Origin of the sequence: Pusillimonas sp. DMV24BSW_D (assembly GCF_011388195.1) — a bacterium.
Lineage (GTDB): Bacteria > Pseudomonadota > Gammaproteobacteria > Burkholderiales > Burkholderiaceae_B > Neopusillimonas > Neopusillimonas aestuarii.
In genome coordinates, this window is sequence record NZ_CP049990.1 from 817,970 (window position 1) to 841,065 (window position 23,096).

20 protein-coding genes are annotated in these 23,096 nt (G+C 54.2%); 14 read left to right on the forward strand and 6 right to left on the reverse strand.

Going from position 1 to position 23,096, the window contains the following annotated elements; genetic code table 11:
• The first annotated feature begins 7 nt into the window (after window positions 1–7).
• Entirely contained in the window at window positions 8–1,219 is a 1,212-nt protein-coding gene (gspF, locus tag G9Q38_RS03965) for a type II secretion system inner membrane protein GspF (RefSeq protein WP_166128025.1), read from the forward strand.
• A gap of 25 nt (window positions 1,220–1,244) precedes the next feature.
• Here gspF and G9Q38_RS03970 read toward each other — a convergent pair whose 3' ends face one another.
• The 3 genes from G9Q38_RS03970 to G9Q38_RS03980 form a co-directional block, all read right to left on the reverse strand.
• Window positions 1,245–2,360, reverse strand: a complete 1,116-nt coding sequence (locus tag G9Q38_RS03970) for a formylglycine-generating enzyme family protein (protein ID WP_166128027.1) — start codon at window positions 2,358–2,360, stop codon at window positions 1,245–1,247.
• A gap of 1 nt (window position 2,361) precedes the next feature.
• Entirely contained in the window at window positions 2,362–4,536 is a 2,175-nt protein-coding gene (locus G9Q38_RS03975) for a sulfatase-like hydrolase/transferase (RefSeq protein WP_228276195.1), read from the reverse strand.
• Window positions 4,537–4,745: 209 nt separating this feature from the next.
• Window positions 4,746–5,684 carry a LysR family transcriptional regulator gene (locus G9Q38_RS03980; protein ID WP_114420257.1) on the reverse strand — a complete coding sequence of 313 codons (939 nt, stop codon included), beginning with the start codon at window positions 5,682–5,684 and terminating at the stop codon, window positions 4,746–4,748.
• A gap of 145 nt (window positions 5,685–5,829) precedes the next feature.
• Here G9Q38_RS03980 and G9Q38_RS03985 point away from each other — a divergent pair, with 145 nt between their 5' ends.
• From G9Q38_RS03985 to G9Q38_RS04020, 8 genes are all read left to right on the forward strand, one after another.
• Entirely contained in the window at window positions 5,830–6,690 is an 861-nt protein-coding gene (locus tag G9Q38_RS03985) for a fumarylacetoacetate hydrolase family protein (protein WP_166128029.1), read from the forward strand.
• Between the two features lie 33 nt (window positions 6,691–6,723).
• Window positions 6,724–7,773 (forward strand): gentisate 1,2-dioxygenase, encoded by a 1,050-nt coding sequence (gtdA, locus tag G9Q38_RS03990; protein ID WP_114420259.1) that lies wholly within the window; start codon window positions 6,724–6,726, stop codon window positions 7,771–7,773.
• Between the two features lie 111 nt (window positions 7,774–7,884).
• On the forward strand, window positions 7,885–9,075 hold the full coding sequence (locus G9Q38_RS03995) for an FAD-dependent monooxygenase (protein ID WP_166128032.1): 1,191 nt from the start codon (window positions 7,885–7,887) through the stop codon (window positions 9,073–9,075).
• A gap of 107 nt (window positions 9,076–9,182) precedes the next feature.
• Complete coding sequence (locus G9Q38_RS04000; protein WP_166128034.1) at window positions 9,183–10,367, forward strand: ABC transporter substrate-binding protein; 1,185 nt, start codon at window positions 9,183–9,185, stop codon at window positions 10,365–10,367.
• Window positions 10,367–11,239 (forward strand): branched-chain amino acid ABC transporter permease, encoded by an 873-nt coding sequence (locus G9Q38_RS04005; protein WP_114420262.1) that lies wholly within the window; start codon window positions 10,367–10,369, stop codon window positions 11,237–11,239. Before G9Q38_RS04000 ends, G9Q38_RS04005 begins: the two co-directional genes overlap by 1 nt.
• Before the next feature lie 2 nt (window positions 11,240–11,241).
• Window positions 11,242–12,210 (forward strand): branched-chain amino acid ABC transporter permease, encoded by a 969-nt coding sequence (locus G9Q38_RS04010; protein ID WP_166128036.1) that lies wholly within the window; start codon window positions 11,242–11,244, stop codon window positions 12,208–12,210.
• Window positions 12,203–12,991 carry an ABC transporter ATP-binding protein gene (locus G9Q38_RS04015; protein WP_114420264.1) on the forward strand — a complete coding sequence of 263 codons (789 nt, stop codon included), beginning with the start codon at window positions 12,203–12,205 and terminating at the stop codon, window positions 12,989–12,991. The genes G9Q38_RS04010 and G9Q38_RS04015 overlap by 8 nt, the downstream gene beginning before the upstream one ends.
• Window positions 12,984–13,688, forward strand: coding sequence for an ABC transporter ATP-binding protein (locus G9Q38_RS04020; protein WP_166128038.1), 705 nt, complete (start codon window positions 12,984–12,986; stop codon window positions 13,686–13,688). Before G9Q38_RS04015 ends, G9Q38_RS04020 begins: the two co-directional genes overlap by 8 nt.
• Before the next feature lie 96 nt (window positions 13,689–13,784).
• Here the strand turns inward: G9Q38_RS04020 and G9Q38_RS04025 are convergent, their stop codons facing one another.
• The 3 genes from G9Q38_RS04025 to gcvA all read right to left on the reverse strand — a co-directional run bounded on the left by G9Q38_RS04025 (window position 13,785) and on the right by gcvA (window position 17,536).
• Window positions 13,785–14,834, reverse strand: coding sequence for an aromatic ring-hydroxylating dioxygenase subunit alpha (locus tag G9Q38_RS04025; protein ID WP_166128041.1), 1,050 nt, complete (start codon window positions 14,832–14,834; stop codon window positions 13,785–13,787).
• A 220-nt stretch (window positions 14,835–15,054) separates the two neighbouring features.
• The gene (locus G9Q38_RS04030; protein WP_166128043.1) at window positions 15,055–16,635 is read right to left on the reverse strand and encodes a class I adenylate-forming enzyme family protein; all 1,581 of its coding nucleotides are present in this window, start codon (window positions 16,633–16,635) and stop codon (window positions 15,055–15,057) included.
• Window positions 16,628–17,536 (reverse strand): transcriptional regulator GcvA, encoded by a 909-nt coding sequence (gene gcvA / locus G9Q38_RS04035; RefSeq protein ID WP_166128046.1) that lies wholly within the window; start codon window positions 17,534–17,536, stop codon window positions 16,628–16,630. The genes G9Q38_RS04030 and gcvA overlap by 8 nt, the downstream gene beginning before the upstream one ends.
• A 234-nt stretch (window positions 17,537–17,770) precedes the next feature.
• Here gcvA and G9Q38_RS04040 point away from each other — a divergent pair, with 234 nt between their 5' ends.
• The 5 genes from G9Q38_RS04040 to G9Q38_RS04060 are packed head-to-tail and all read left to right on the forward strand — an operon-like array spanning window position 17,771 to window position 23,092.
• A complete protein-coding gene (locus G9Q38_RS04040; protein ID WP_205962338.1) occupies window positions 17,771–18,532 on the forward strand; it encodes an ABC transporter substrate-binding protein in 762 nt (253 codons plus the stop codon).
• A 29-nt stretch (window positions 18,533–18,561) separates the two neighbouring features.
• A complete protein-coding gene (locus tag G9Q38_RS04045) occupies window positions 18,562–19,392 on the forward strand; it encodes an alpha/beta fold hydrolase (protein WP_166128049.1) in 831 nt (276 codons plus the stop codon).
• A gap of 30 nt (window positions 19,393–19,422) precedes the next feature.
• Window positions 19,423–20,298, forward strand: coding sequence for an FAD binding domain-containing protein (locus G9Q38_RS04050; protein WP_166128052.1), 876 nt, complete (start codon window positions 19,423–19,425; stop codon window positions 20,296–20,298).
• Window positions 20,295–22,598 carry a xanthine dehydrogenase family protein molybdopterin-binding subunit gene (locus tag G9Q38_RS04055; RefSeq protein WP_166128054.1) on the forward strand — a complete coding sequence of 768 codons (2,304 nt, stop codon included), beginning with the start codon at window positions 20,295–20,297 and terminating at the stop codon, window positions 22,596–22,598. Before G9Q38_RS04050 ends, G9Q38_RS04055 begins: the two co-directional genes overlap by 4 nt.
• Window positions 22,595–23,092: a (2Fe-2S)-binding protein gene (locus G9Q38_RS04060; RefSeq protein ID WP_228276196.1), complete on the forward strand. Its 498-nt coding sequence runs from the start codon at window positions 22,595–22,597 to the stop codon at window positions 23,090–23,092. Before G9Q38_RS04055 ends, G9Q38_RS04060 begins: the two co-directional genes overlap by 4 nt.
• Window positions 23,093–23,096: the final 4 nt, after the last annotated feature.

The window sequence follows — 23,096 nt, forward strand, 5'->3', positions numbered from 1 at the left end:
AACAGATATGCCCAGTTATCGGTACGAAGCAGCGAAAGCAAACGGCCAGGTAGAGCGCGGCCTGGTCGATGCCGATACGGAACGCAGTGCACGGCAATTGTTGCGCGCGCGCGGTTTATTACCGCTGTCGCTAAACCCGGTCAATCGGGCCTCGAACCGAGTCGAGTGGCTCAGGCGCAGCTTAAGGCTGAGCGATACTGATCTGGGCTGGATCACACGCCAGTTGGCGGGTTTGTTGGCGGCGGGGTTGTCGCTGGAGGCGGCGCTGGGCGCCATTATCGATCAATTGGAGTCACATCCGGCCGCGGCGGTGCTGGCCGCCGTGCGGTCCGACATACGCGCGGGTCACCGTTTGTGCGAGGCTATGTCGGTGCATCCTCGTGCCTTTCCGTCGGTTTATCTTGCTTTGGTTGAAGCGGGCGAAACGTCGGGCGAATTGGCGGCAGTGATGGAACGATTGGCGACGTATGTGGAGTCAAGAAGTCAATTGCGTAATAAAGTCATGACCGCTTTCATTTATCCGGCCGTCGTGATGTTTGTTGCCATGGCCATCGTGACGTTTTTGTTGATTTATGTTGTGCCCCAGGTGGTTGGTGCGTTTAATCAAACGCAACAGGCATTACCGCTTCTTACCCGGATGTTGCTCGTGGTAAGCGATTTTGTTCAGCATTGGGGCGGCGTGTCGGTTGTTGTAATGGGCTTGCTTTATGCGGGCTGGCGCGGATTATTGCGGGTGCCGTCGTTCTGCTTGCGCTGGCATGCGCGGATTCTAACCCTGCCTTTTGTCGGCCGCTTTGTGAAAGAAATGAATACCGCAAGGTACGCGGCCACACTGGCCATTCTTGCCGGCAGCGGCGTGCCGCTGGTGACCGCGCTGCCTGCGGCAACCCGCACCTTAACTAACCGTCGGCTGCAGCAAGCAGCAAATGAGGCAGCGCGTCGGGTGCGTGAGGGTAGCCCTTTGGCCGCGGCCCTGAAGTCGCACCAGGCGTTTCCGCCGCTGCTCATTCATTTGATCGATAGCGGCGAAAGAACGGGCCGCTTGCCCGAAATGCTTGAGCGCGCAGCGCAATCACTGGGCCAGGACGTTGAGCGCCGGGCGGTGACGATGACGGCGCTGCTTGAGCCCTTACTGACGTTGTTAATGGGGCTGATGGTGCTGGTGATTGTCTTGGCAATCATGATGCCCATTATCGAGATGAATCAGATGATTCAGTGATAATGGGCGAGGTTTTGATGGTGGTTCAAGAGCCGGGCGGTGGGGCGTCTTTGACCAAACGGAAACCCAAGTGCGACATGGGGCTGTATGGGTCGGCTCCGCGCCGGGCACTGGGTCGGTAGGAAAGGCAATAGCTTTCATCGCACAAGAAGGACCCGCCTCGAATCACGCGCTTGGGCGCATCGGCAGGCGTGCCGGGTTGAGAGGGGTCGAACGACGTTGCAGGGCCTTGCGGGTTACGGATTGATGCCTCGTCTTTTTGGGCCTGCTGGGCGAAGTAATCGATGCGATACCAGTCGTTGACCCACTGCCATGCATTTCCTGTCATGTCATACAGACCGTAACCATTGGGCGCGAAGGATCCGGCGGGCAGGGTGTCGACACCGTCGCCGGCAGCGGGGTTAACCACGGGAAACACGGTGTCTTCCTTGTTCCAGTAGTTGGCCATTCTCTGGCCGTTGGGCATCAGTTCATCTCCCCAGGAATAATTGGCCTGCTCTTTTCCGCCCCGGGCAGCGTACTCCCATTCTGCTTCGGTGGGAAGGCGTTTGCCGGCCCATTTTGCATACGCCTGAACGTCTTCATAGCTGACCTGAACAACAGGATGGTCTGGTTTGTTTTCAATGGTGCTGTCCGGGCCTTTGGGGTGGCGCCAATTCGCACCCGGCTTATATCGCCACCATGCCCAATACTGGTTCAGGGGTACGGGCTTGTTGGTGCCTACGAATACGATGGCGCCCGGCACAAGCACGTCATCGGGTGGTTTTGGAGTGCCGGGGGGCAATTGCACACGAACCGTTTCCCAATCGGGTTTACGTTCAGCCGTGGTGATATACCCGGTTTCCTCAACAAACTGTGCAAACTGCGCGTTGGTGACGTGGGTTGTGTCAATCCAGAAACCGTCGACGTGAACGGTGTGGGTGGGCCGCTCGTTGGGTTGTGCCAGTTCGCTGTCGCTGCCCATGAGGAACGTACCCGATGGAATCCACGCCATACCCTCAGGGCCTATTTCGCCGTCGCCGATAATGACGGTGGGTTTTGTGACCTCTTGGGACGGCTTATTCATTTGGGCCAGAATGAAGCCTGCGGCCAACGCGATTCCCACGACACCGACGATCGCCCACCGATATCGACTCATCATTCTAGTAAATCGCATAAGCCGGATCGCAATTCGTGTTCAGATTGTTCTGAATGATGCCGCCGTCGGTGGCGTTGGTCAGGCCGTCGAACGCGCCGCTTACCATGAAGTCGTACATGCTGGATTTGCCCCAATCGCGCGCAATGCGGGCCCAGTTTTCCACATCGTCGCCGTTGACGACCCGATCCAGATTGCCGTCTCCCGGGCACAGCGGATTCGAAGCCAATACCTGATCCATTTTTTGCTTCAAGTCGTCGTAGATAGCCAGTGTTTGGGACGTGGGTGCCTGCAGCAAGTCACGGTCTGGTGTGTCCAGCAACGGGCGATTTTTATCCTGGTTGATTTGGAAGAGCTGCTCAACCGTAGTCGTACGCGGGCTGTTAGGGGTGGACGCATCGTATTCCTGCGTAATATTGCGAACCAACTTATATTGTTCGTTACGAAGTCCGATGGAGGTTTCAGGATTAATCGTAACTTGGCTTTGTCCGTCATTGGCCAGTGCTTTGTTCACTTCCCAGCACATGCTGTATCCCGTGCCGCCGTTATCCACAACCGATGGGTCGTCGTAACCCGGCCCCCACCATACACCTTGATTGTCTTCGCAAACGCTCTTTGATACGGGAATTTGGGTGCAGCTGGTGCTGATCACACACGGGGCATTGCGCGTGTTGTTCGCCTGATAGTTAAAGCTGCCCATTGCAAAATTGATCGTACGTAAGGTTTCCTGGCCCGGGTTTTGCACATAAGCCATGAGGCTGGTGGAGTCGAGCGTTTGCACCGCTTCGTCGTGGGCGTTCAAGTTGGCTACTTCCCCAAAAAATTGAAACACATCAACCATGTTGACCATGTTTTCTACATCTCGATTGGGCGCTTGTACTTGCGGGCCCGCCACGATAAGCGGTGTCCAAATACCGGTTTGATAAGCGGTGCCTTTGGCTTGAGAGGGCGCAAAAGGCTGTTTGACTGCCGTGCCCAGCGTGCCGTTGTCACCCACAATAACAATGGTGGTGTTGGATGCGGCAGGGTCATAAACAAGCCGGCCGTTACTGTCCCATTGGGCCAGCCCTACTTCGACCATTAAACGACCCAACTCCGCATCCATCGCTTCGATCATCTGATTCTGAAGCAGGCGGCCTGCACCCGTTGCCCCGCAATCCAGGCTGTCACGAAGCGAGATGGTATTTTCGGATAGCAGGCCGACAGGGGGTTGTTGCCATGGGGTGTGTGCCGACGTGTAGCTTACGGTGGCCATCCAGGGCCGGTTGGTCGGCCGGGATTTGATCCAGTCAATAGCGGCATCGGTTTCAATGCGGGTGCGGTAACCCCGCGCACGCATATCGGTTAGCGGTACTTCTTCCACGTAGCTTCCGTCATTGATGACCAACGGCGAAACATAGTAGGCATTTTCCTGATTGAAATTGACCCAGCCGGGTCGAGGATCGCTACACGTTTGATTGGGCGCAAATACGCCACCTGAATCAATACATTGCAGACCTGGCGCGTCCTCGTGGGGGGCAGGCCCGGTTACGCTGATGTCGGTACAACTGTTGTCGGGCTTGAAGCACGCTCCAAAGTCGGTTCCCGCCCTGTTTTGTCTGGGAAGAAAGCCACATTTGTGGGTGTCTGGTGCCGCCAGGCCCCCCGCTGTGGTATCAATTGATCCGGGTAAGCCGCCCAGCCAACCGTAGAAGTAGTCCCATCCCAACGTGTGGGGTGCCGCGTTGCCTGCTTCGTTATTCTCCGGCCCGCCCAAGTGAAATTTGCCGAACAAGCCGCTTTCATAGTTGGCTTTCTTCAGAAGCTTTGGCGCGGTGGTGGCAAACGGTGACACGTGAGAGTTAGCCAGGTCGTTAGGCCCGATGGCTTGATAAATGTTGGTGCGAGGGGGGAATTGGCCGACAAAGAATGAGGCGCGGCCAAGAGAGCATTCGGGCATAGCCCAGGCGTTGCGAAAACGAAGGCCTGCCTGGGCAACGGCGTTAATATTTGGCATACGCGGCGGCGTAAGGCCGCCATAGCCGAACGAGGCCATTTGGTCGATACCCACATCGTCCATAATCACGAACAGAATATTCGGTGTTTGGCTTGCATTAGACGATGTTGACGTGTTGCCGCTGTCGCAAGCAGCCAGAACCAGGGGGGCGCATGCAAGGAGCAGCTTGGCCGCGTATGTTTTCACTAGTGTCTCCGAATGGGCGGGGATGCTTGAAAGAATGACCGGACTAAGTTTCGTTTTGCTGTTTATGCCGACCAATTGTCTTTGTTATTGCTTTATTTCTGAATGGAAAAAAATCTTAACAAAAGGTAGGAAAAGTTCATAGAGCATAACCGGAAAGTGCTTCAAATTATGCCCGGCGTCCATTTTTTCCATTGAAATAAATAGGGCGGCTAGCCTCGGCTCATAATTAAATTGGTGAAAACAGGCGGCAAGTTGGTGAATTTTTCAAAGATCAGCTTGCGCAGCCAGCTATTGCCCGAATCGTAATGGTAGCGCCCGTGCCAGTATTGCCTTACCTCGTAAGACAGAGAGGGGAACGGCAGGTTCATGATGCGGATCTTGCCGTTCAAAGCCAGTGTTCTTCCCAGGCGCGACGGCACAATCGCCAACAGGTCGGTTGAGGTAATGATTTGCTCCAGGCCCAGAAACGATGACACTTTGACTGCAATTTTGCGCTCCACGCCGCGCTCTTCCAGCGCCTTGTCGAGCCTTGAGTGCCCGGTAGCCGGGGCAACCAGCGCCAGGTGCTCTTCCTGAAGAAATTGTTCTTTCGTTAGCGTGTCAATGACGCGGGGATGGTTGGCACGCAAAATGCAGGAATAATTCTCGGCAAACAAACGTTGTTGATAAAAGCCGCTGTGCAAATCGATGGTGTAGCCAATCGCAAGATCAAGCTTCCCGTTTTCCAGCAGGCTGGGTGTCATGCTGTCAAGGTCAACCGAATCAATCTTTATTTTGGGCGCGGATTCTTTCAATAGGGCGAGCAGTTCGGGCAGCATGACCAACTGCGCCACATGGCTCAGGCCCAGGCGAAACCGGCGGGTGGAGGTGCCGGCGTCGAACGGCTTATAGGCCCCGCCTTCCGGATTGAGCAAATTAATGGCGTGATCAATGTCGGGAAGCAGGTTTTCCAGAAAGGGAGTGGCCATCATGCCTTCCGAGGTGCGCACAAACAGCGGGTCGCCGAAGTGTTCGCGTAAGTGGCCCAGCCGCACGCTAATCGCGGGCTGGCTTAACCCAACCTGTTCGCAGGCGCCGGTGACGCTACGGGCGGCACGTATTTCCTTTAATAACAAAAAGTCATAAAGATCGAGTTTGTTCTGGGCCATTTATTTATAATCGCATTTCGGTATTCGGGATATTACTGATTTAACCGCACTACTATTAAGAAATGCAATAGTGGGTATTTAGGGCAGCGTATTGCGGCGAAACGTACAATCCTGGAAACTTGAGTTATTACTAACAGGAGTAGACATGCGTATTTGCCGTTACGACGACAATCGATTAGGCGTGGTCAAAGATGACCGCGTTTTTGATGTAACCGAAGCACTCGATGCCATTCCGGCGCCTGCGGGTTATCCGTTGCCCACGCACGATTTGCTGATCGCCAATTTAGACAAGGTACGCGCGCGCATCGACGCCGTGCTGCCCAATGCCGCTTCCAAGGCTATTAATGACGTTAAGTTCCTGAGCCCGATCGCCAACCCAGGCAAGCTGGTCGCGGCGCCGGTGAACTACCTGAAGCATTTGCAGGAAGCGCGCAGCGACGAAGCCATCCATCATAGCAACCAAGTATTGGAAATTCAGAAAATCGGTTTGTTCCTGAAGGCAACCAGCTCTTTAATTGGCGCCGGTGAACCCGTTAAGGTGCGTCACCACGACCGTCGCAACGACCACGAAATCGAGCTGGCCGTTATTATCGGCAAGCCCGGTACCAACATTAAAAAAGAAAACGCCTGGGATCACATTGCCGCTTATTCCATTGGCCTGGACATGACGGTTCGCGGCCCGGAAGAGCGCAGCCTGCGTAAATCGGTTGATACCTACAGCGTGTTGGGTCCCTGGATGGTGACCGCCGATGAAATGGGTGATGCCACCCAGTTGGGTTTTCATCTGACGGTCAACGATGAAGACCGCCAAAAGGCTAACACGAAAGATTTGGTTTTGGATATTCCTGAACTGATTGAATATGCGTCGGCTTTTTATACCCTGCATCCAGGTGATGTCATTTACACTGGAACACCGGAAGGTGTGGGCCCGGTTAAACCCGGCGACACCATTATGGCTGAATTCGAAAAAATCGGCCGCATGTATGTTGCCGTTGAGTCAGCCTGATACACCCTGACGCACACTAGGCAGGAGACAATTATGAATGCACCTCATCCCGTTAATAACGTTGCCGATCGCGAAGCTTTCTACAAGAAAATCGACGGCGCAAGCATGACGCCCTTGTGGGAAGTGTTACATAACATCGTAACGCCGCTTCCTCAAACACAAGCGGCGCCGCATGTATGGAAATGGGAAAAAAGCTACCCGTGGCTACTTGAAGCGGGTGGCTTGATTTCGGCGATGGAGGCTGAGCGCCGTGTACTGGTTCTTGAGAACCCGGCATTGCGTGGGAAAACGCGTATCACCAATAGTTTGTACGCGGGTTTGCAGCTGATTATGCCGGGTGAGGTTGCGCCTGCCCATCGTCATTCGCAGTCGGCCTTGCGCTTTATTCTGCATGGTTCGGGTGCTTATACCGCTGTTCAGGGTGAAAAGGTCACCATGAACGTGGGCGACTTCGTCATTACCCCATCCTGGACGTTCCACGATCACGGCAATCCATCCGATGAGCCCATGGTGTGGCTCGATGGTCTGGATCTGGCCATCGTGGAATTGTTCGACGCACAGTTCATGGAAAAGGGCGAGGAACATAGTCAGGAAACGAACGTTGAAGCGGGTACGAACCTGGCTGAGTTCGGCAACACTATGAAGCCGGTTGAATACAAAGCGCGTTCCAAAACATCGCCGCTGTTCTGGTATCCCTATGAACGCACGCGCGAAGCATTGGAAACGATGCGTCGTTTCGGAGCGCTGAATGAGTGCTGGGGCCACAAACTGCAGTACACCAATCCGGTAACGGGTGATTGGGCCATGCCGACCATGGGTCAGTTCATGCAGCTGATGCCCAAGGGCTTTAAAGGGCGTCCTTATCGTTCAACCGATTCAACGATTTATGTTGCGGTTGAAGGCTCCGGGCGTTGTGTGGTGAACGGCCAGGTTCTCGAGTTCGGTCCGAAAGATGTGCTTGTTTGTCCGTCTTGGTTGCCGTACCACTTTGAAATCGACGAAGGCGATGATGCCGTGTTGTTCAGCTACTCCGATCGTCCGGCGCAGCAAGCGCTTGATCTGTGGCGTGAGCAAATCGGCTAAGTACCGGCTTTAGTTTTAATCAGCAAATTTGAATTGTTTCTAAATGGGGCGAAGGGCCCCAGGGGTGTTGTCGTCTCTGCGATTTCAGCATCCTGGTGAAAGGGAGTGGTTATGAGTTCAGCAGACAACCTGCCGTTTATCGTTGCAGGGGGTGGCATTGGCGGCCTTTGTGCAGGCCTGGCGTTGGCACGCAAGGGCCTTCCGGTGAAAGTGCTGGAGCGCGCGCCTGAAATTGGCGAAATTGGTTATGGCATTCAGATTGCGCCGAATGGCCATGCAATTCTGAAAAAGCTCGGCGTCATGGAAATTCTGGAGCCCCAGGTGTTTTATCCGGATGCGTTGATTCTGGTCGATGCCATCGATTTGAAGGAAGTATCGCGCATTCAGTTGAAAGATCGTTTTGTCGACCGCTACAAGTATCCTTATTTTGTGGTGCACCGTCGCGATTTGCATGCCGCTTTGGTTGAAACCTGCCGGCGTGAGCCCCATTTCTCGTTCGAGGAAGGCGAGGTCGACAGTTATGAGCAGCGCGATGGTTATGTTGAAGTCAATTGCAGCGACGGCCGTACGATGCAGGCGCGCGCGATGATTGGTTGTGAGGGCTTGCGCTCTAAAACGCGTGCCCGCATTGTGGGTGACACCCCACGCTCTACCGGTTATGTGGTGTACCGCGGCTTGGTGCCTGTAGAGGAAATCTCCAATAAAGAATATTTGAATTCGATGGTAGTGTACGGTGGGCCGGGTTGCCACATTGTTCAATATCGTTTGCGCGGCGGTACGGTCATGAATAATGTGGCTACGTTCCAAAGCCCGGCGTATGCGCGCGGTGAAACAGACTACGGCGGTGTGGAAGAATTCAAGGCTGCTTACGACAAGTGTGCGCCCGAAGTGCGTGACATGTTGAAATATTTTGCGTTGGATAAAAACTGGTTGTTGCACGATGTTCAGCCTGCAACCAACTGGACCGACGGCAACGTGACGTTGTTGGGTGATTCGGCGCACGCCACGCTTCAGTATTTGGCGCAAGGTGCCATTATGGCAATGGAAGACGCGCTGGTGATGGCGCACGAAGTGGCGCAGCAACCTAATAATGTGAACGCAGCGTTCATGAAGTATCAGGATCAGCGCTTGAACAGGACGGCGCGTGTCATTACCACGGCGCGGCTGTTTGGTGCCATTGTGCATGCTCGTGAAGGTGAGCGCCTGTTGCGTAATGAACTTGCCAAGAGTCGCGATGTCGATATTCCATGGGAAGTCGATTGGTTGTATCAGGGCGCGAATTTGCTCGACAAGATCGACTGAGTTTGTGGCTGAGTTAGGAAAACCAAAAAGGAGCTAAAGGGTTTTCAAGAAGTGTCGTAGTAAATAGGTGTTGTAGTTTTAATTCAAACGATAACGGAGACATAGCTATGAAAAAGCGTTTTTTCCTGCGCACGTTGGTTGGCGCAATGGCAGTAGCAGCAATTGGTTTTCAGGCCCCTCAAGTCAGGGCGGCTGAAGAGCCCTTCAAGGTTGGCTTGATTGTGCCGATGACGGGTGCTTTCGCCTCGACCGGCCGTCAGGTCTATGCCGGTGCTCAGGCTTATATGGAACACCACGGCGATACGGTTGCCGGGCGTAAAGTTGAAATCATTCTGAAAGACGACGGCGGTGTTGCTGCTAATTCGCGCAAGCTGGCCCAGGAACTGATTGTGAACGACGACGTTGATGTCATTGCCGGTTTCGGCCTGACGCCAATCGCGTTGGCGGTTGCGCCGGTTGCCACCGAGTCGGAAACCCCCATGGTGATCATGGCGGCCCAAACGCAAACCGTTACCAATGCTTCGCCTTTCATTACGCGAACCAGCGGCACCATTAAGCAGGTTACCTCGGGTATTGCTCAGTGGGCGGTGGAAAACGACATTAAAACAGCCGTTACGCTGGTGCCCGATTATGCGCCGGGTTACGAATCGGAAGAGTCATTCAAAAAATACTTCCTGGAAGGCGGTGGCAAAATTCTTGAAGAAATCCGCGTGCCTATGCGCAATCCCGACTTCGCACCGTTCTTGCAGCGTGTACGTGACTTAAAGCCTGATGCGTTGTTCGTGATGTTGCCTGCCGGCCCCGGTGCGGCATTGATGAAACAGTATGGTCAGCGCGGTTTGGCTGAAGCCGGTATCAAGTTGATTGGTCATGGCGCCATTACCGATGATGACAACCTGAATGAAGGTGGTGCGGCGGCGTTAGGTGCGATTACCTCCGATTACTACTCCAATCATCATGATTCCGAATTGAATCGCAAGTTCAAGGAAACCTACAAGAAGTTCGACCCCACCAGTCGTGCCAACTTCTTTGGTGTTGCCGGCTACGATGGCATGCAGCTTATTTACGAAGCGCTGAAGAAGAGCGATGGTAAGGCGGAAGGCATGGCGCTGGTTGATGCCATGAAAGGTCTTTCCTTTGAAAGCCCACGTGGCCCGGTTACGTTGGATCCTGAATATCGCGATTTCATTCAGAACATTTACATGCGCGAAGTCAAAAAAGTGGGCGATGAATACCACAACGTTGAGTTCGATGTTGTTGAAAACGTTAACGCTGTAGGCGAAGCCAAGTAATGTTGACCATACTTTTTGACGGCGTCGCGTATGGGATGCTGTTGTTTGTACTGGCCATTGGTTTGTCCGTGACGCTTGGGTTGATGAACTTCATCAACCTGGCGCACGGCGCCTTTGCCATGGCAGGGGGGTACACCACGGTTCTGCTGATGCGGAACTACGATGTCCCCTTCCTGTGGTGCATGCCCATCGCATTTATTGTGGCGGCGGTGTTGGGGGCCGTGCTGGAGCGCACGTTGTATCGCCCCATGTATAACAAACCGCCGCTTGATCAAGTGTTGTTTTCAATTGGCCTGGCATTTATTGCCGTGACGGCGGTTGATTACAGTATTGGCTCAAGCGAGCAAATTATTCAGTTGCCCGAATGGTTGCGTGGGCGCAGTGAAATTGCGATTGGCGATCAGATTCTGGCTATGGGCCATTACCGGATTCTTATTATTGCTATCTGCGTGGCGCTGGCGTTCGTGCTGCAATACATATTGAACAAAACACGTTTCGGCAGCCGCTTGCGTGCGGCCGTTGATGACCAGCGCGTGGCAGACGGCCTGGGTATCAATGTGAATGTGGTGTTTTTCTCCACGTTTGCATTCGGCTCCGGTTTGGCTGGGCTGGGTGGCGCACTGGGTGCGCAGGTATTGGGTCTTGACCCGACCTTTCCATTCAAATTCATGATCTATTTCCTTATTGTAGTGGCGATCGGCGGAACGTCGTCTCTTACCGGTCCGCTGCTGGCGTCGCTCTTGCTGGGGATCGCCGATGTGGCAGGCAAATACTACATTCCGGAATTAGGGTCTTTCATTGTGTATATCGTAATGATTGTCATGCTCTTGTGGCGTCCTCAAGGGTTGTTTGCGACCAGAGGGAGTAAATAGCCATGAGTGACGTTCAATCTACGTTGTTGCGTAATACGCGCTTCAGGATCTGGGAGCCGTTCTTCTGGGTTGTCCCATTTGTGGTTTTGGCGCTGTTTCCAGGGCAGTCGTTTCTGATTAATCAAATGGCGATTATGGCACTGTATGCCATTTCGCTCGACCTGATTCTGGGCTACACCGGCATTATGTCGTTGGGCCACGCTGCCTTCTTTGGTTTGGGTGCTTATGCCGCCGGCTTGTTTTGCATTCATGTTTCCCCCGATCCGATCATCGGGCTGGTGGCAGGCATGGTGGTGGCTGGGATTGGTGGGCTTATCTTCAGTGTTACCGTACTGAGGGGAACCCACTTGACGGTGGTGATGGTCACCTTGGGGGTGTCATTAATACTTTACGAGTTGGCCAACTACCTAACTGGTTTGACCGGGGGGGCAGACGGTTTGCAGGGTGTCGATATGGCGCCTATCTTCGGCATTTTCAAGTTTAAGTTCGACGGCATTACGGCGGCTTACTATTCGCTGGTTGTGTTGTTGGTTTTCTTGTTCATTTGCCGGCGACTGGCGCATTCACCCTTTGGTTTCAGCCTGAAGGCGATTCGCGACAATCGCTTGCGCGCCACGGCCATCGGCATTAGTGCCGAGCGCCGCATCATACTGATTTACACCATTGCCGGCGCCATTGCCGGTGTGGCGGGGGCGGTGCAGGCGCAAAGCATGAACTTTGCCTCGTTGGAAGTGTTTTCTTTCGAGAAATCGGCCGATGTGTTGTTAATGGTTGTGATTGGCGGCACCGCATGGGTATACGGCGGTTTTGTAGGGGCAATTGTGTTCAGTGGCCTGCACCATATTTTGTCCGACATCACGCCGCAATACTGGACCTTCTGGGTTGGTTTGTTCCTGGTTGTGTTAATGCGGGTAGGGCGCGACCGCTTGTTGCGCCCCTGGACCTGGTTCAGGAGGGAAACACATGGCTGAAACCGAATACGCATTCTCGGCAACGGGCCTGGTGAAGCGGTTCGGCGGGATCACCGCCATCGATAACGTCACGTTGAATTTGCGCAAAGGGGCCCGTCATGCCTTAATCGGTCCGAACGGCGCAGGGAAAACCACCTTTGTTAACTTGCTCACCGGCGTGTTGGAGCCCACGGAAGGGACGATTCTGCTGGAAGGCGATGATGTTACCGACTTGCCGGTGCACCAGCGGGTTAAGCGCGGCATGGTGCGTACTTTTCAGATCAACCAGCTGTTCGACGACTTAACCCCGCTTGAAACGCTGGCGCTGACGGTATCCGAACATCAGGGTCTGGGCGGCAAGCTGTGGCAGTTGCTGGGGTCGAACAAAGCCGTCATGGATCGCTGCGATGAATTGCTTGAGCAATTCAAGTTGAAAGATGTGATGAATCAGCCGACGCATGTATTGCCATACGGCAAGCGTCGTCAGTTGGAAATTGCCATTGCCCTGGCGTGTAATCCACGTGTGCTGTTGCTTGATGAGCCGGTGGCGGGCGTGCCCGAAGGGGAACGTCAGGATCTGCTGGCGATTATCGACGCGTTGCCTAAAGACGTATCCATTTTGCTTATTGAACACGACATGGATTTGGTGTTCAGCTTTGCCACTCGCATGACGGTGTTGGTGAACGGTGCGCTGTTAACGGAAGCCGATCCGGAAACTATTGCCAACGACCCGCGTGTTAAAGAGGTTTATCTTGGGCACGGAGAGCCAAGCGAGCTGGTAAAGGAGGTGGCAGGTGGCTGAACTGCTGAGAATGGAAGGGGTAAGCGCCGGCTACGCTGGTGCGGTGGTGTTGCAGGATATTTCCCTGTCAATGGAAGAGGGCCAAACGTTGGCTTTGCTTGGGCGTAACGGCACGGGCAAAACAACGCTCATTAATACCATTGTGGGAGTGACCCAGCAGTACAAGGGCGGTATCGAACTCTTGGGTAAGCCGTTGCAAAAGTTGAATCCTTATCAACGTGCGGCGGCCGGTATCGGGTGGGTACCGCAAGAACGAAATATTTTTAAATCGTTAACCGTACACGAGAACTTAACGGCGATTGAGCGACCGGGCCCATGGTCGCCTAATCGTGTGTATGAGATGTTCCCGCGCCTGGCCGAACGTAAAGAGAACATGGGTACGCAGTTGTCGGGTGGTGAGCAGCAAATGCTGGCGATTGGCCGGGCATTGGTGCTGAACCCCAAGTTGCTGCTGCTTGATGAGCCCACCGAAGGTTTGGCTCCGATTCTGGTTGAAGAGGTTATCCAGGGTATTCGTCGGGTTACGCGCGACGAGGGGCTGAGTGCCATTATTGTGGAACAGCATCCGCAGCTTATTCTGGCTATTTCAGAGCGGGCTGTGGTGTTGGATCGGGGTACGGTGGTGCATGAAGGCACTGCCGCCGAGTTGCGTGACGATCACGACAAGTTGAATCACTTGTTGGGTGTTGCGCGTTAAGTGTTGTAAGGGCTTGTTGTAAAAGCCTCCGGTATTGCCCCCGCTTTTGCGGGGGCTCTTTTTTTGGTGCGCCCCGGTTAGCGCACCTTTGGCAAGTTAGGCTGCGGAGGCCGCGCTTTCTTCCTGTTCTTGCTTGACCAGGCGTTCAATAATGCGCCGGGCTTGTACGCCGCCGGAATCAATGTTCAACATCAGCAGGCGTCGGCCGGGGTTGGCTTCAAGGTTGCGTTGCTGTGCTTCAAGAACGTCGACGTCTTGCAGGAAAATACGTTTATGTTCTTTCTGGATATTACCGGTGAGCGCCGTGTCTTGTGGGTTGAAGTTGCGCGCCATACCCCAGAAGTACCAGGTGGTGGTTTCGGTTTCAGGGGTGATGAAGTCGATAATGATTGAACGGGCCTTGTGCTGTTGAGGCGCATTGACGCCCCCCTTGCCAACGTGTGCCACGCCCACGTCGATCAGTACGTGGCTGGGTGGGCTGAAGTGTGATTCCTGCCAGCGCTCAACCTCGGCGGTGGGGTCGGCACCGTTTTGCTTCAATGCGAATTGCCAGAACGGCGGGGGGTGAATGCCTTCCATGTAGCGGCTGGTAATAACGCTGTCGCCTTCCACCGCTGTGTTCACAGGCGACTCGTCGATTTCCTCTTGCCCAATGCTGTCGGTGTGTACATAGGTTTCATGGGTGAGGTCCATGAGGTTGTCGATAATAAGGCGATAGTCGCACTTAACATGGAACAGTCCGCCGCCGTATGCCCACTCGGGATTGTTTTCCCATTCAAACGAAGGCACCAGGCTTTCGTCGGCTTTGTCGGGGTCGCCCGGCCAAACCCAGATAAAGTTATTGCGCTCAACAACGGCGTAACGCTTAACGCACGGAAAGCCGCCCACGCGTTGCATTGGCATGGCAACGGGTTTGCCTTCACAGCCCATCACCAGGCCATGGTAACCGCACACCAGATTACCGTCTTCCACGTACCCCAAAGACAGTGCCGCGCCCCGATGTGGACAGAAGTCTTCCACTGCGCAAACCTTATTATCTTTACCGCGATAAAACGCAATGCGTTCACCACAAATTTGTCGCCCTAATGGTTTGTCTGCAATTTCATCGGGGGTGCAGGCAACGTACCACGTGTTCTTCAAATACATTTTGTGTCTCTCTCCATTTGGTTTGGATTCCGTATCGGAAGCCGGAAATTGATTTCAAGTGATTAAAAAAAGAACTTGCATCAGAACGCTTTAGCGGTATTTTGATGTTGCGAAAAGACGTATGAGTTCTTTTTTTTATAATAATTTAATCTTGCCTAATATATTGATATATATACATTTTTTAGGAACTCTAGCAGAAAATGCATAAATTCCCAAATGATTATGTCTTCAATAAATTGCGAGCGAGTGAGGTCAGTTGAGACCTAAGAATTTTGCCGCGATGGTTACGGGGCAGACGTGACAGCGGAATCAAATGTTGTGGGATTTTTTCCAGGGGTAATACTTGTCGGCAATGCTGAACAATGTCGACTGTGGAAGTGGCTTGATGTTGGTAAGGGACGAAGAAACAGACGATCTGCATACCGTAAAGTTCGTCGGGCATGCCAATAACCGCGGCGTCTTGAATATGGGGGTGGCTCACAACAATCGCTTCCACTTCGGCAGGTGAAATTTTGACCCCGCCCCGTATGATGAGGTCGTCGGTGCGACCCCAAACGTGTAAATAGCCGTCGGTATCCAGTTGCGCGGCGTCGCGCATTAAAAATGGCTGACCGCGTAACGGTTGCAAGGAACCATCCGGACTCAAATAACCCAGGGCAATTTTTTGCGTGTTAACCAGAAACGGCTGCAGCATAGGGGCGTCGCCGGGCATGGGGCGTTGGGCGGCAAAGCTCAGTTGAACCGAGTTCAACACGCGCCCAACACTGCCTGGTTTGCGGTCGTGGACTCGATTGCCGCTGATCCAGCCTGTTTCTGTACTGCCGTAAAGGTTAATGAGTGGGCGCTGATAGTGCTGTTCGAATGCCTCCCAGTGCGCAATGGCAAGCGGTGCAGTGCTGGATGTGATGACGCGTAGTGATGACAAAAGCTTTTCGTGCTGTGCAATCGGCTCTTTCAATAACAGTTGAATAATGGTGGGCACGCCCACACTGACGGTGAGTTGGTGTGTGTGTACCCATTGCCCGAAGCGTCTTAATGAAAACCGCCGGGCCAAATGCAGTGTGAGACCTGTTTGCAGAAATGGCATCAAACTAAGAATCTGGCTGGAATACCAGTTCAACGAACGGTATTCCAGCATTCGGTCGTTTGAGTCCAGTTGCAGCATATCGATTGAGTCCAGGCCATTGAGCCACATGGCCTGATGGTCGTACACCACGATTTTGGGTTGTCCTGTGGTGCCTGACGTACAGGAAATACAGGCTACCTCGTGAGCCTGACTCAATGGAAATGATGTTTCAGTGTCGGTGCCTGGAGGGAGTGTGCTGATGGTCTTTTGGGCGTCGAGCATGACCACCCCGTTGTCGAGCACATCCCAGTAAGAAATGATGCGAATCGAATTGGGCAATGAGTCTGGGGCCGGGTCGTGGTCGTGTGTATTGCCCGCAAGCACAAGTGCAGGTTTGATTGCGTTAACCACGGTATTGAGCGAGGCACGAATGAAACCGGGGTCGAGCGGGCAAACAACGCCACCAACACGCCATATGGCCAGCCATAGAATCACTTTCGCAATGCTGTTGTCGCCAGTGAGAACCACCTTTTCCTGGGGTTGCAGGCCGGTACGCTTAAGGGCTAGGGCGCTTTGTTCGACGGCTTGTTGCAGGGCTTTAAAGCTCAGGCGTTGGCCGTTGTCGACGTCGACCAGTGCGGCTTTATTGGGATAGACCAACGCATAATGTTTCAGCAAAGTACCAATAGGCTGAAAAGTGCCCGCTTGGGTCGTGTGGCTTGCGGACTCACTCATTGGTCTGTGCACCCAAGGTTTCGCAGGCCCATTTCCAGAACACCTGAATACGGCGATGCTCGGCTTTGTCTTCAGGGCAAACGATGTAATAGCCTGAACCCGTTTTCAGTCTCAACTTGAACGGGGCATTCAGTGCGCCCTCACGCAGGTAAGTGTCAATAAGCGGGGTGCGACCCAGCCCCACGCCAATCCCGTTCACGATGGCGTGCAACGAAGTAACTTGCAAGTTGAAAATGATCTCGCGGGCGAAGTCGATATTGCCCAGACCGGCTGCTTCAAGCCATACGGGCCAGTCATCTTGGTAAGTGGACGAAAAATAAGTTCGAATTTGGGCCAGCTGGGCCATGGCCGCGTGGGGGGCTTCCGGGTTGATGCCGTGGGCGAGCGTGGGTGTGCAGACCGGGAAGATTTCTTCGCTTTGCAGCAATTGTGTTTTCAGCCCACGCCATTGGCCGGTGCCGTAACGGAACGCAATGTCGTAAGAACGTTGGCGAAACTGGTCGAAGGTGGAATGGGTGAGAACCTGCAGCGTGATGTTGGGATGCAAAGCCTGAAATTCCGGCAGGCGGGGAATTAAACATTGCATGGCATACGTGGGCAGGCAATGAATGGTTAAAACCTCGGTCGACTTTTCGTCGCGTGTTCTTGCCGTGGCCGATTGCAACAAACCAATGGCGTCCCGCACCGATTCAAGATACTGCTGCCCGGCGGTGGTTAACACCAGAGCACGGTTACGTCGCACGAACAGCCGTGTGGCAAGGTGCTCTTCCAGGTTCTTTATTTGATGGCTGATCGCAGTTTGTGTGAGATGCAGCTCTTTACCCGCCGCCGTGAAATTCAAGTGACGAGCGGCGGCTTCGAAGGCAAGCAGGCTGGTTAAAGAGGGCAGATTGCGGGGCATCTTTTAACGGGCGGCAACGATGAAAACAGACGGGTCGGAGCGTGCTGAATTGGCATGAATTTAATTCATGCCTGTAATGAATAAGTATCGTTAGTTCTTTTAATTGTGTTCCGTTACGATGAAGAAGGCAAGCCGTTTACCAAAGGTAATGGCTTAAAAGAACGCAAATATTTTGGTTTGTTCTCACAACAAACACATCAATGAAAAAAATTAATTCATACAAGGAGCCGTGGTTTGAACAGCAATCAACATGAGCCAGACTGGAAAGCAGATCCCGAAGCCATTCAAGCGCTTGCGCCCAAAGGCCGTATTCGCGCCGCCATTAACTATGGCAACCCGGTGCTGGCCAAGCGATTGCCGGAGGGGCAGGCGGGCGGCGTTTCGGCCGATCTGGCGCGTGGCCTGGCACAGCGTGTTGGGTTGGAGGTTGAGTTTGTGTCATTCGATACCGCGGGCAAGGTGGCTGATACTGCGCAAGATGACGTTTGGGATATTGCGTTTCTGGCCATCGATCCCAAGCGCGCCGAAACCATTTCCTATACCGCACCCTACGTGCTGATTGAAGGTACGTATATGGTGCGCGAAGACTCCCCCATTAAAACCATTGAAGATGTCGACCAGGAAGGCGTGACGGTGGCGGTGGGCAAAGGCGCGGCTTACGACCTGTTCTTGTCGCGCACATTGAAGAACGCTGAGATTGTGCGTTATCCCCTGTCGGAAGATGCGATTGAGCGTTTCGACGCCGACGGCATCAGTACAGTGGCAGGCGTGCGACAACCCTTGAACACCCATGCAGGTCAGTTTCCCGGCTATCGCGTGCTTGAGGGGCGTTTCACGGTGATCGAGCAGGCGATGGGTTGCCCCAAGGGGCGTGATAAGGCGGCCGCGTTGGTGCGTCGTTACCTGGAGTTCGCTAAAGCGTCGGGCATGGTGGCCGACGGTTTGCAGCGCAGCGGCGAAGGTGACGCCACTGTGGCGCCTGCGGCCCAGGTGTAGCCTGCTTCTACAACCAATTGGACAAGCATATGACGATAACTGAATGTACCCCTCGTTACGGCAATGAGACCGTGGCGCCCAATGTGAGTTTGCACTACCAATATTTCGAGTCGCAGCAGGCCGGCCCTTGTACCGTGTTGCTGCACTCTTTGGCGATGGATCACTCCTTCTGGCGCTTTGTGGCGCCTGAACTGGCCAAACACGGTTCCGTGTTGTGTGTCGATTTGCGCGGTCATGGTCGCTCAAGCAAACCACAAGGGCCTTATACCATCGCTGCCATGGCGGCCGACGTTCGTGCGTTACTTGATCGGTTGAGTATTGACCAGGTGGTCGTGGCCGGTGCATCGATGGGGGGCTGTGTGGCATTGCAGTTCGCCATTGATAACGCCGATATTACGCGTGCTTTGGGCTTAATCGATACCACCGCCTGGTACGGCGAAAACGCCGCTGCTGATTGGGCCAACCGCGCAGCAAAGGCGCGTTTGGAAGGGTTTGGCAGTTTGGTGGGTTTCCAGCAAACGCGTTGGTTTGGTGAGCCGTTCCGCGAGCGCCACCCGCAGGTTGTGCAAGAGAGTGTGGCGGTTTTTGTGGCCAATGATTTAACCGGCTATGAAGGCGCTTGCCATGCCATGGGGGCATTCGATGCACGTTCGAAGTTGCTGGGGTTGCGTATGCCGGTGTCGATTGTGGTGGGAACGGAAGATTACGCCACGCCGGTGGCCATGGCGGAAGCCTTGTATCAGGGTATCCCGGGGTCGCGCCTGAAAACCATTGAGGGCGCGCGCCACTTAACGCCGCTTGAAGTGCCGAAAGACATTACACGCATGCTGTCTGAGTTGCGCAGCCGCGTGCAGCAGTAAATAACAAGGGTAGGGAAAGGAGACAACCTGATGAAGCCTTTTGATTACGTCAAACCCAGGCAATTGGCCGAGGCGGTGAGCCTGCTTAGCGCGGACGACCCCGATACACGACCAGTTAGCGGTGGTACGGCCATTATGCTGATGATGAAAGCCGGTGTATTGCGGCCGGCGCGTTTGGTCAGTTTGCGCCATGTTGAAGATGAGTATCGCCAGATTGAAGTGGCCCCCGACGGTTCTTTGCATATTGGCGGCATGACGACGCTGGCGGAATTGGAGCGCTCGCCTGAAATTCAGCAAGGCTGGCCCATGTTGGCGCGTACGTTTAAAACATTATCGAATATTCGGGTGCGCAATGTGGCCATGATTGGCGGTAATCTGGCGCATGGTGATCCGCACATGGATATGCCCCCGGTGTTAACCGCGCTGGGTGCCAAGGTGGTGATTCAGGGGCCGAATGGTTCGCGTGAGCTGCCCGTGAAGGATTTGTGCCTGGGTTATTACGAAACCGCGTTGGCCGGCGATGAACTGATTACCAAGGTAATTGTGCCACCCATGCAGGGGCGGCAAGCCGCGTATTTCAAAGTAACCACACGCGTATCGCACGACTGGCCAACGTTAGGCTTGGCGGCAGTGGTGAAAATGGAGCAAGACCGCCTGGCTGACGCGCGTTTGATCGTGGGGGCGGCAACCGATCGCCCCACGTCGCTCGACAACGCTGTTCAGTTGTTGGTGGGGCAGCCGCTTTCTGATGCATTGCTGAAGCAAGCAGGCGAAGAAGCCGCGCATGGTTTGGATATTGTTAGCGATCAACATGGTTCCGCGCAGTACAAGAAACACTTGCTTAGCGTTTATCTGGGGCGCGCGGTGCGTGCAGCAGTGGGCGGCGGACAACAGGAGGCATCATGAAAATGGAAACGCAACGCGATCAAACGCGCGAACTGGGGCGTTCCCGGGGACGTTTCGAGGCCCAGGCAAAAGTAAGCGGCCGCGCTGAATACATTCACAACCTTACGCTACCACGCATGCTGCATGCCAAAATTCTACGCAGTACGGTTGCCCACGGACGCATTGTGTCTATCGATAAGTCGGAAGCTGAAGCGTTGGAAGGCGTGCATTCGGTGATCACGTCGGAAGACATTATGACGGTGATGCCCGAGCCTTATTTCGGCCCGGCGTTTCACGACCAGCCGATTCTTGCTGTGGGAAAAGTGCATTATGTGGGCGAGCCTGTTGCCGTGGTGCTGTCGGAAGACCCGTATATCGCGGAAGAAGCCACACATCTAATTGACGTAACCTATGAAGAATTGCCTGCGGTCTTTAATGAAGTGGAGGCAGCCGAATCGAAAGTCGTGGTGCACGACGAGCTGCGACCGGCCGGCACCTTCCCCGATCTTAAGCACCTTGCGGGAAGGCGCGATACCAATATTGCGCTGGATTTCCAGGTGCGCACGGGTGATGTGGAAAAAGCGTTTGCCGAAGCCGACCATATTTTTGAGCATTCATTCCGTACCCAGCAGGTCATGCATACCCCGTTGGAGCCGATGATTTCGGTGGGTGAATTAACGGATTCCGGTATAACCGTGCACACTGCTTCGCAGAGCCCGTCGTTTGTGCGCCTGGAAATTGCACGTTTGTTGCGTTGGCCGGAATCTCGCGTACGCGTACGCACTGCGTTTTTGGGTGGCGGCTTTGGTGCCAAGCTGTATGTGAAACTGGAAGCGCTGGCTGTGGCGCTGACTATGCTGGCGCGCCGCCCGGTGCGTGTCGCGTTAACCATGGAAGAGCAGTTCTACACTATTACCAAGCATGCAACCACGTTCAAGATCAAGTCGGCGGTAAACAAGGAAGGGCGTATTACCGGCCGTAAGTGCACGGTGTGGTGGAACGGTGGTGCCTATGCCGATATTGGCCCGCGTGTTACGCAAAAGTCGGGCTTTACAGCTCCGGGTCCTTATGAAATAGACAATGTTTGGGTGGACTCCTATCAGGTGTACACCAACCTGCCGCCCGCAGGCGCGTTCCGTGGTTTTGGTATTACGCAGTTGGTGTGGGCGTATGAAAGTCAGGCCGATATTATTGCGCGTGAACTGGGCATGGATCCGGTTGAGTTCCGTCGCCTGAACATGTTGCGAGAAGGGCGCCCGCATGCGACCGGCACGATCATGCGCGATGCAGCATTAATTGAAGTATTGGATCGTACGGCCGAACGCATGAAATGGAACGAGCCGTTTGATCGTGGAACAGAAAAACTGCGACGCGGTCGCGGTGTGGGTGTGGGCTACAAGGCGCTTGTTGCGCCCACCACGTCGGTCGCCATGGTTACCCTTTCGGCTGACGGCAGCTGCTTTCTGCATATGTCGACGGTTGATATGGGGCAGGCTTCCAACACCACCATGTCGATGGTGGCGGCTGAAGTGTTGGGCATTGATCCGGAAGACATCAAGGTCATTCGTCCAGACACCGACGTCACGCCTTACGACATGGCCACACTGGGGTCACGTTCCACCTTCCATATGGGCCACGCAGTGCGCCTTGCGGCCGAAGATGCCGTCGAGAAAATGAAAGTGCTGGCAGCCCAGTTGAGTGTGCCAGAAGGGGAACCGCTGGAAGCCGGCAAATTGCTTAAGCAGCGCTACGGCATGCAAGCCGGCAATATTGTTGGCGTGGGCAGCTATATCCCTGACTACATTTCTCCCAACAAGGAAACCGGACACTCCGAGAACATCACGCCGAACTGGATGATTGGAGGCTGCGGTGTTGAGGTTGAGGTAGACACGGAAACCGGCCAGTTCCGTTTGGTACGCATGGAAAACGTGGTCGATTGCGGTACAGCATTGAACCCGAAGATTGTGGAAACGCAAGTTTCGGGCGCTGCCATTATGCAAATAGGTGCGGCTCTGTACGAGAACATGGAGTTTGACGAAGACGGCCAGCTTCGCAATGCCTCGTTTGCTGAATACAAGATACCCGGCATTACCGACTTACCCGATCAAATCGGTAATGAGGCCGTTGATGCCTACCAGAACAATGGTCCGTTCGGCGCCAAAGGGGTCGGCGAAAGCGGTGCATTCGGGGTGGCGTCGGCCATTGCGGCCGCCATCGAAGATGCCGTTGGGGTGCGGCTGACGTCGATGCCAATGAAGTATGAAACCGTGTGCCAGGAACTGCATGCGAATGATCCCAAGTTTCGCCAGTGGGGGGAATGATGAGCGAATCCAACAATACTCAAATTAGTTTTGTTTTGAATGGCCAACCTGTTAAGGCCCATGTGCAAACCCATCATTCCGTGCTGGATGTGTTGCGTAATACGTTTGAACTTTATGGTGCGCGTGAAAGCTGTGGGCAAGGGTTGTGCGGCTGTTGTACCGTTATTGTCGACGGCAAGTCGGTTAGCGGGTGTCTTGCGCTGGCGGCCGATCTAGATGGCACTCGGGTCGAAACGGTTGAGGGTCTGGATGCTTCGGGTCAGCTTGATCCCGTTCAGCAAGCCTTTATCGATTGCGGCGCATTTCAATGCGGGTTTTGCACATCCGGCTTCTTGCTGATGAGCAAGCAGTTGCTGGCGTCCAATCCGAACCCGACAGAGTCGGAAATCAAACATTATCTTGCCGGCAATTTGTGTCGTTGCGCCGCGTATCCTGAAATCATTCAGGCGGTTCGGCTGGCGGCTGATCGAATCAATGCCGGTAGCCAGGCATAAGGGG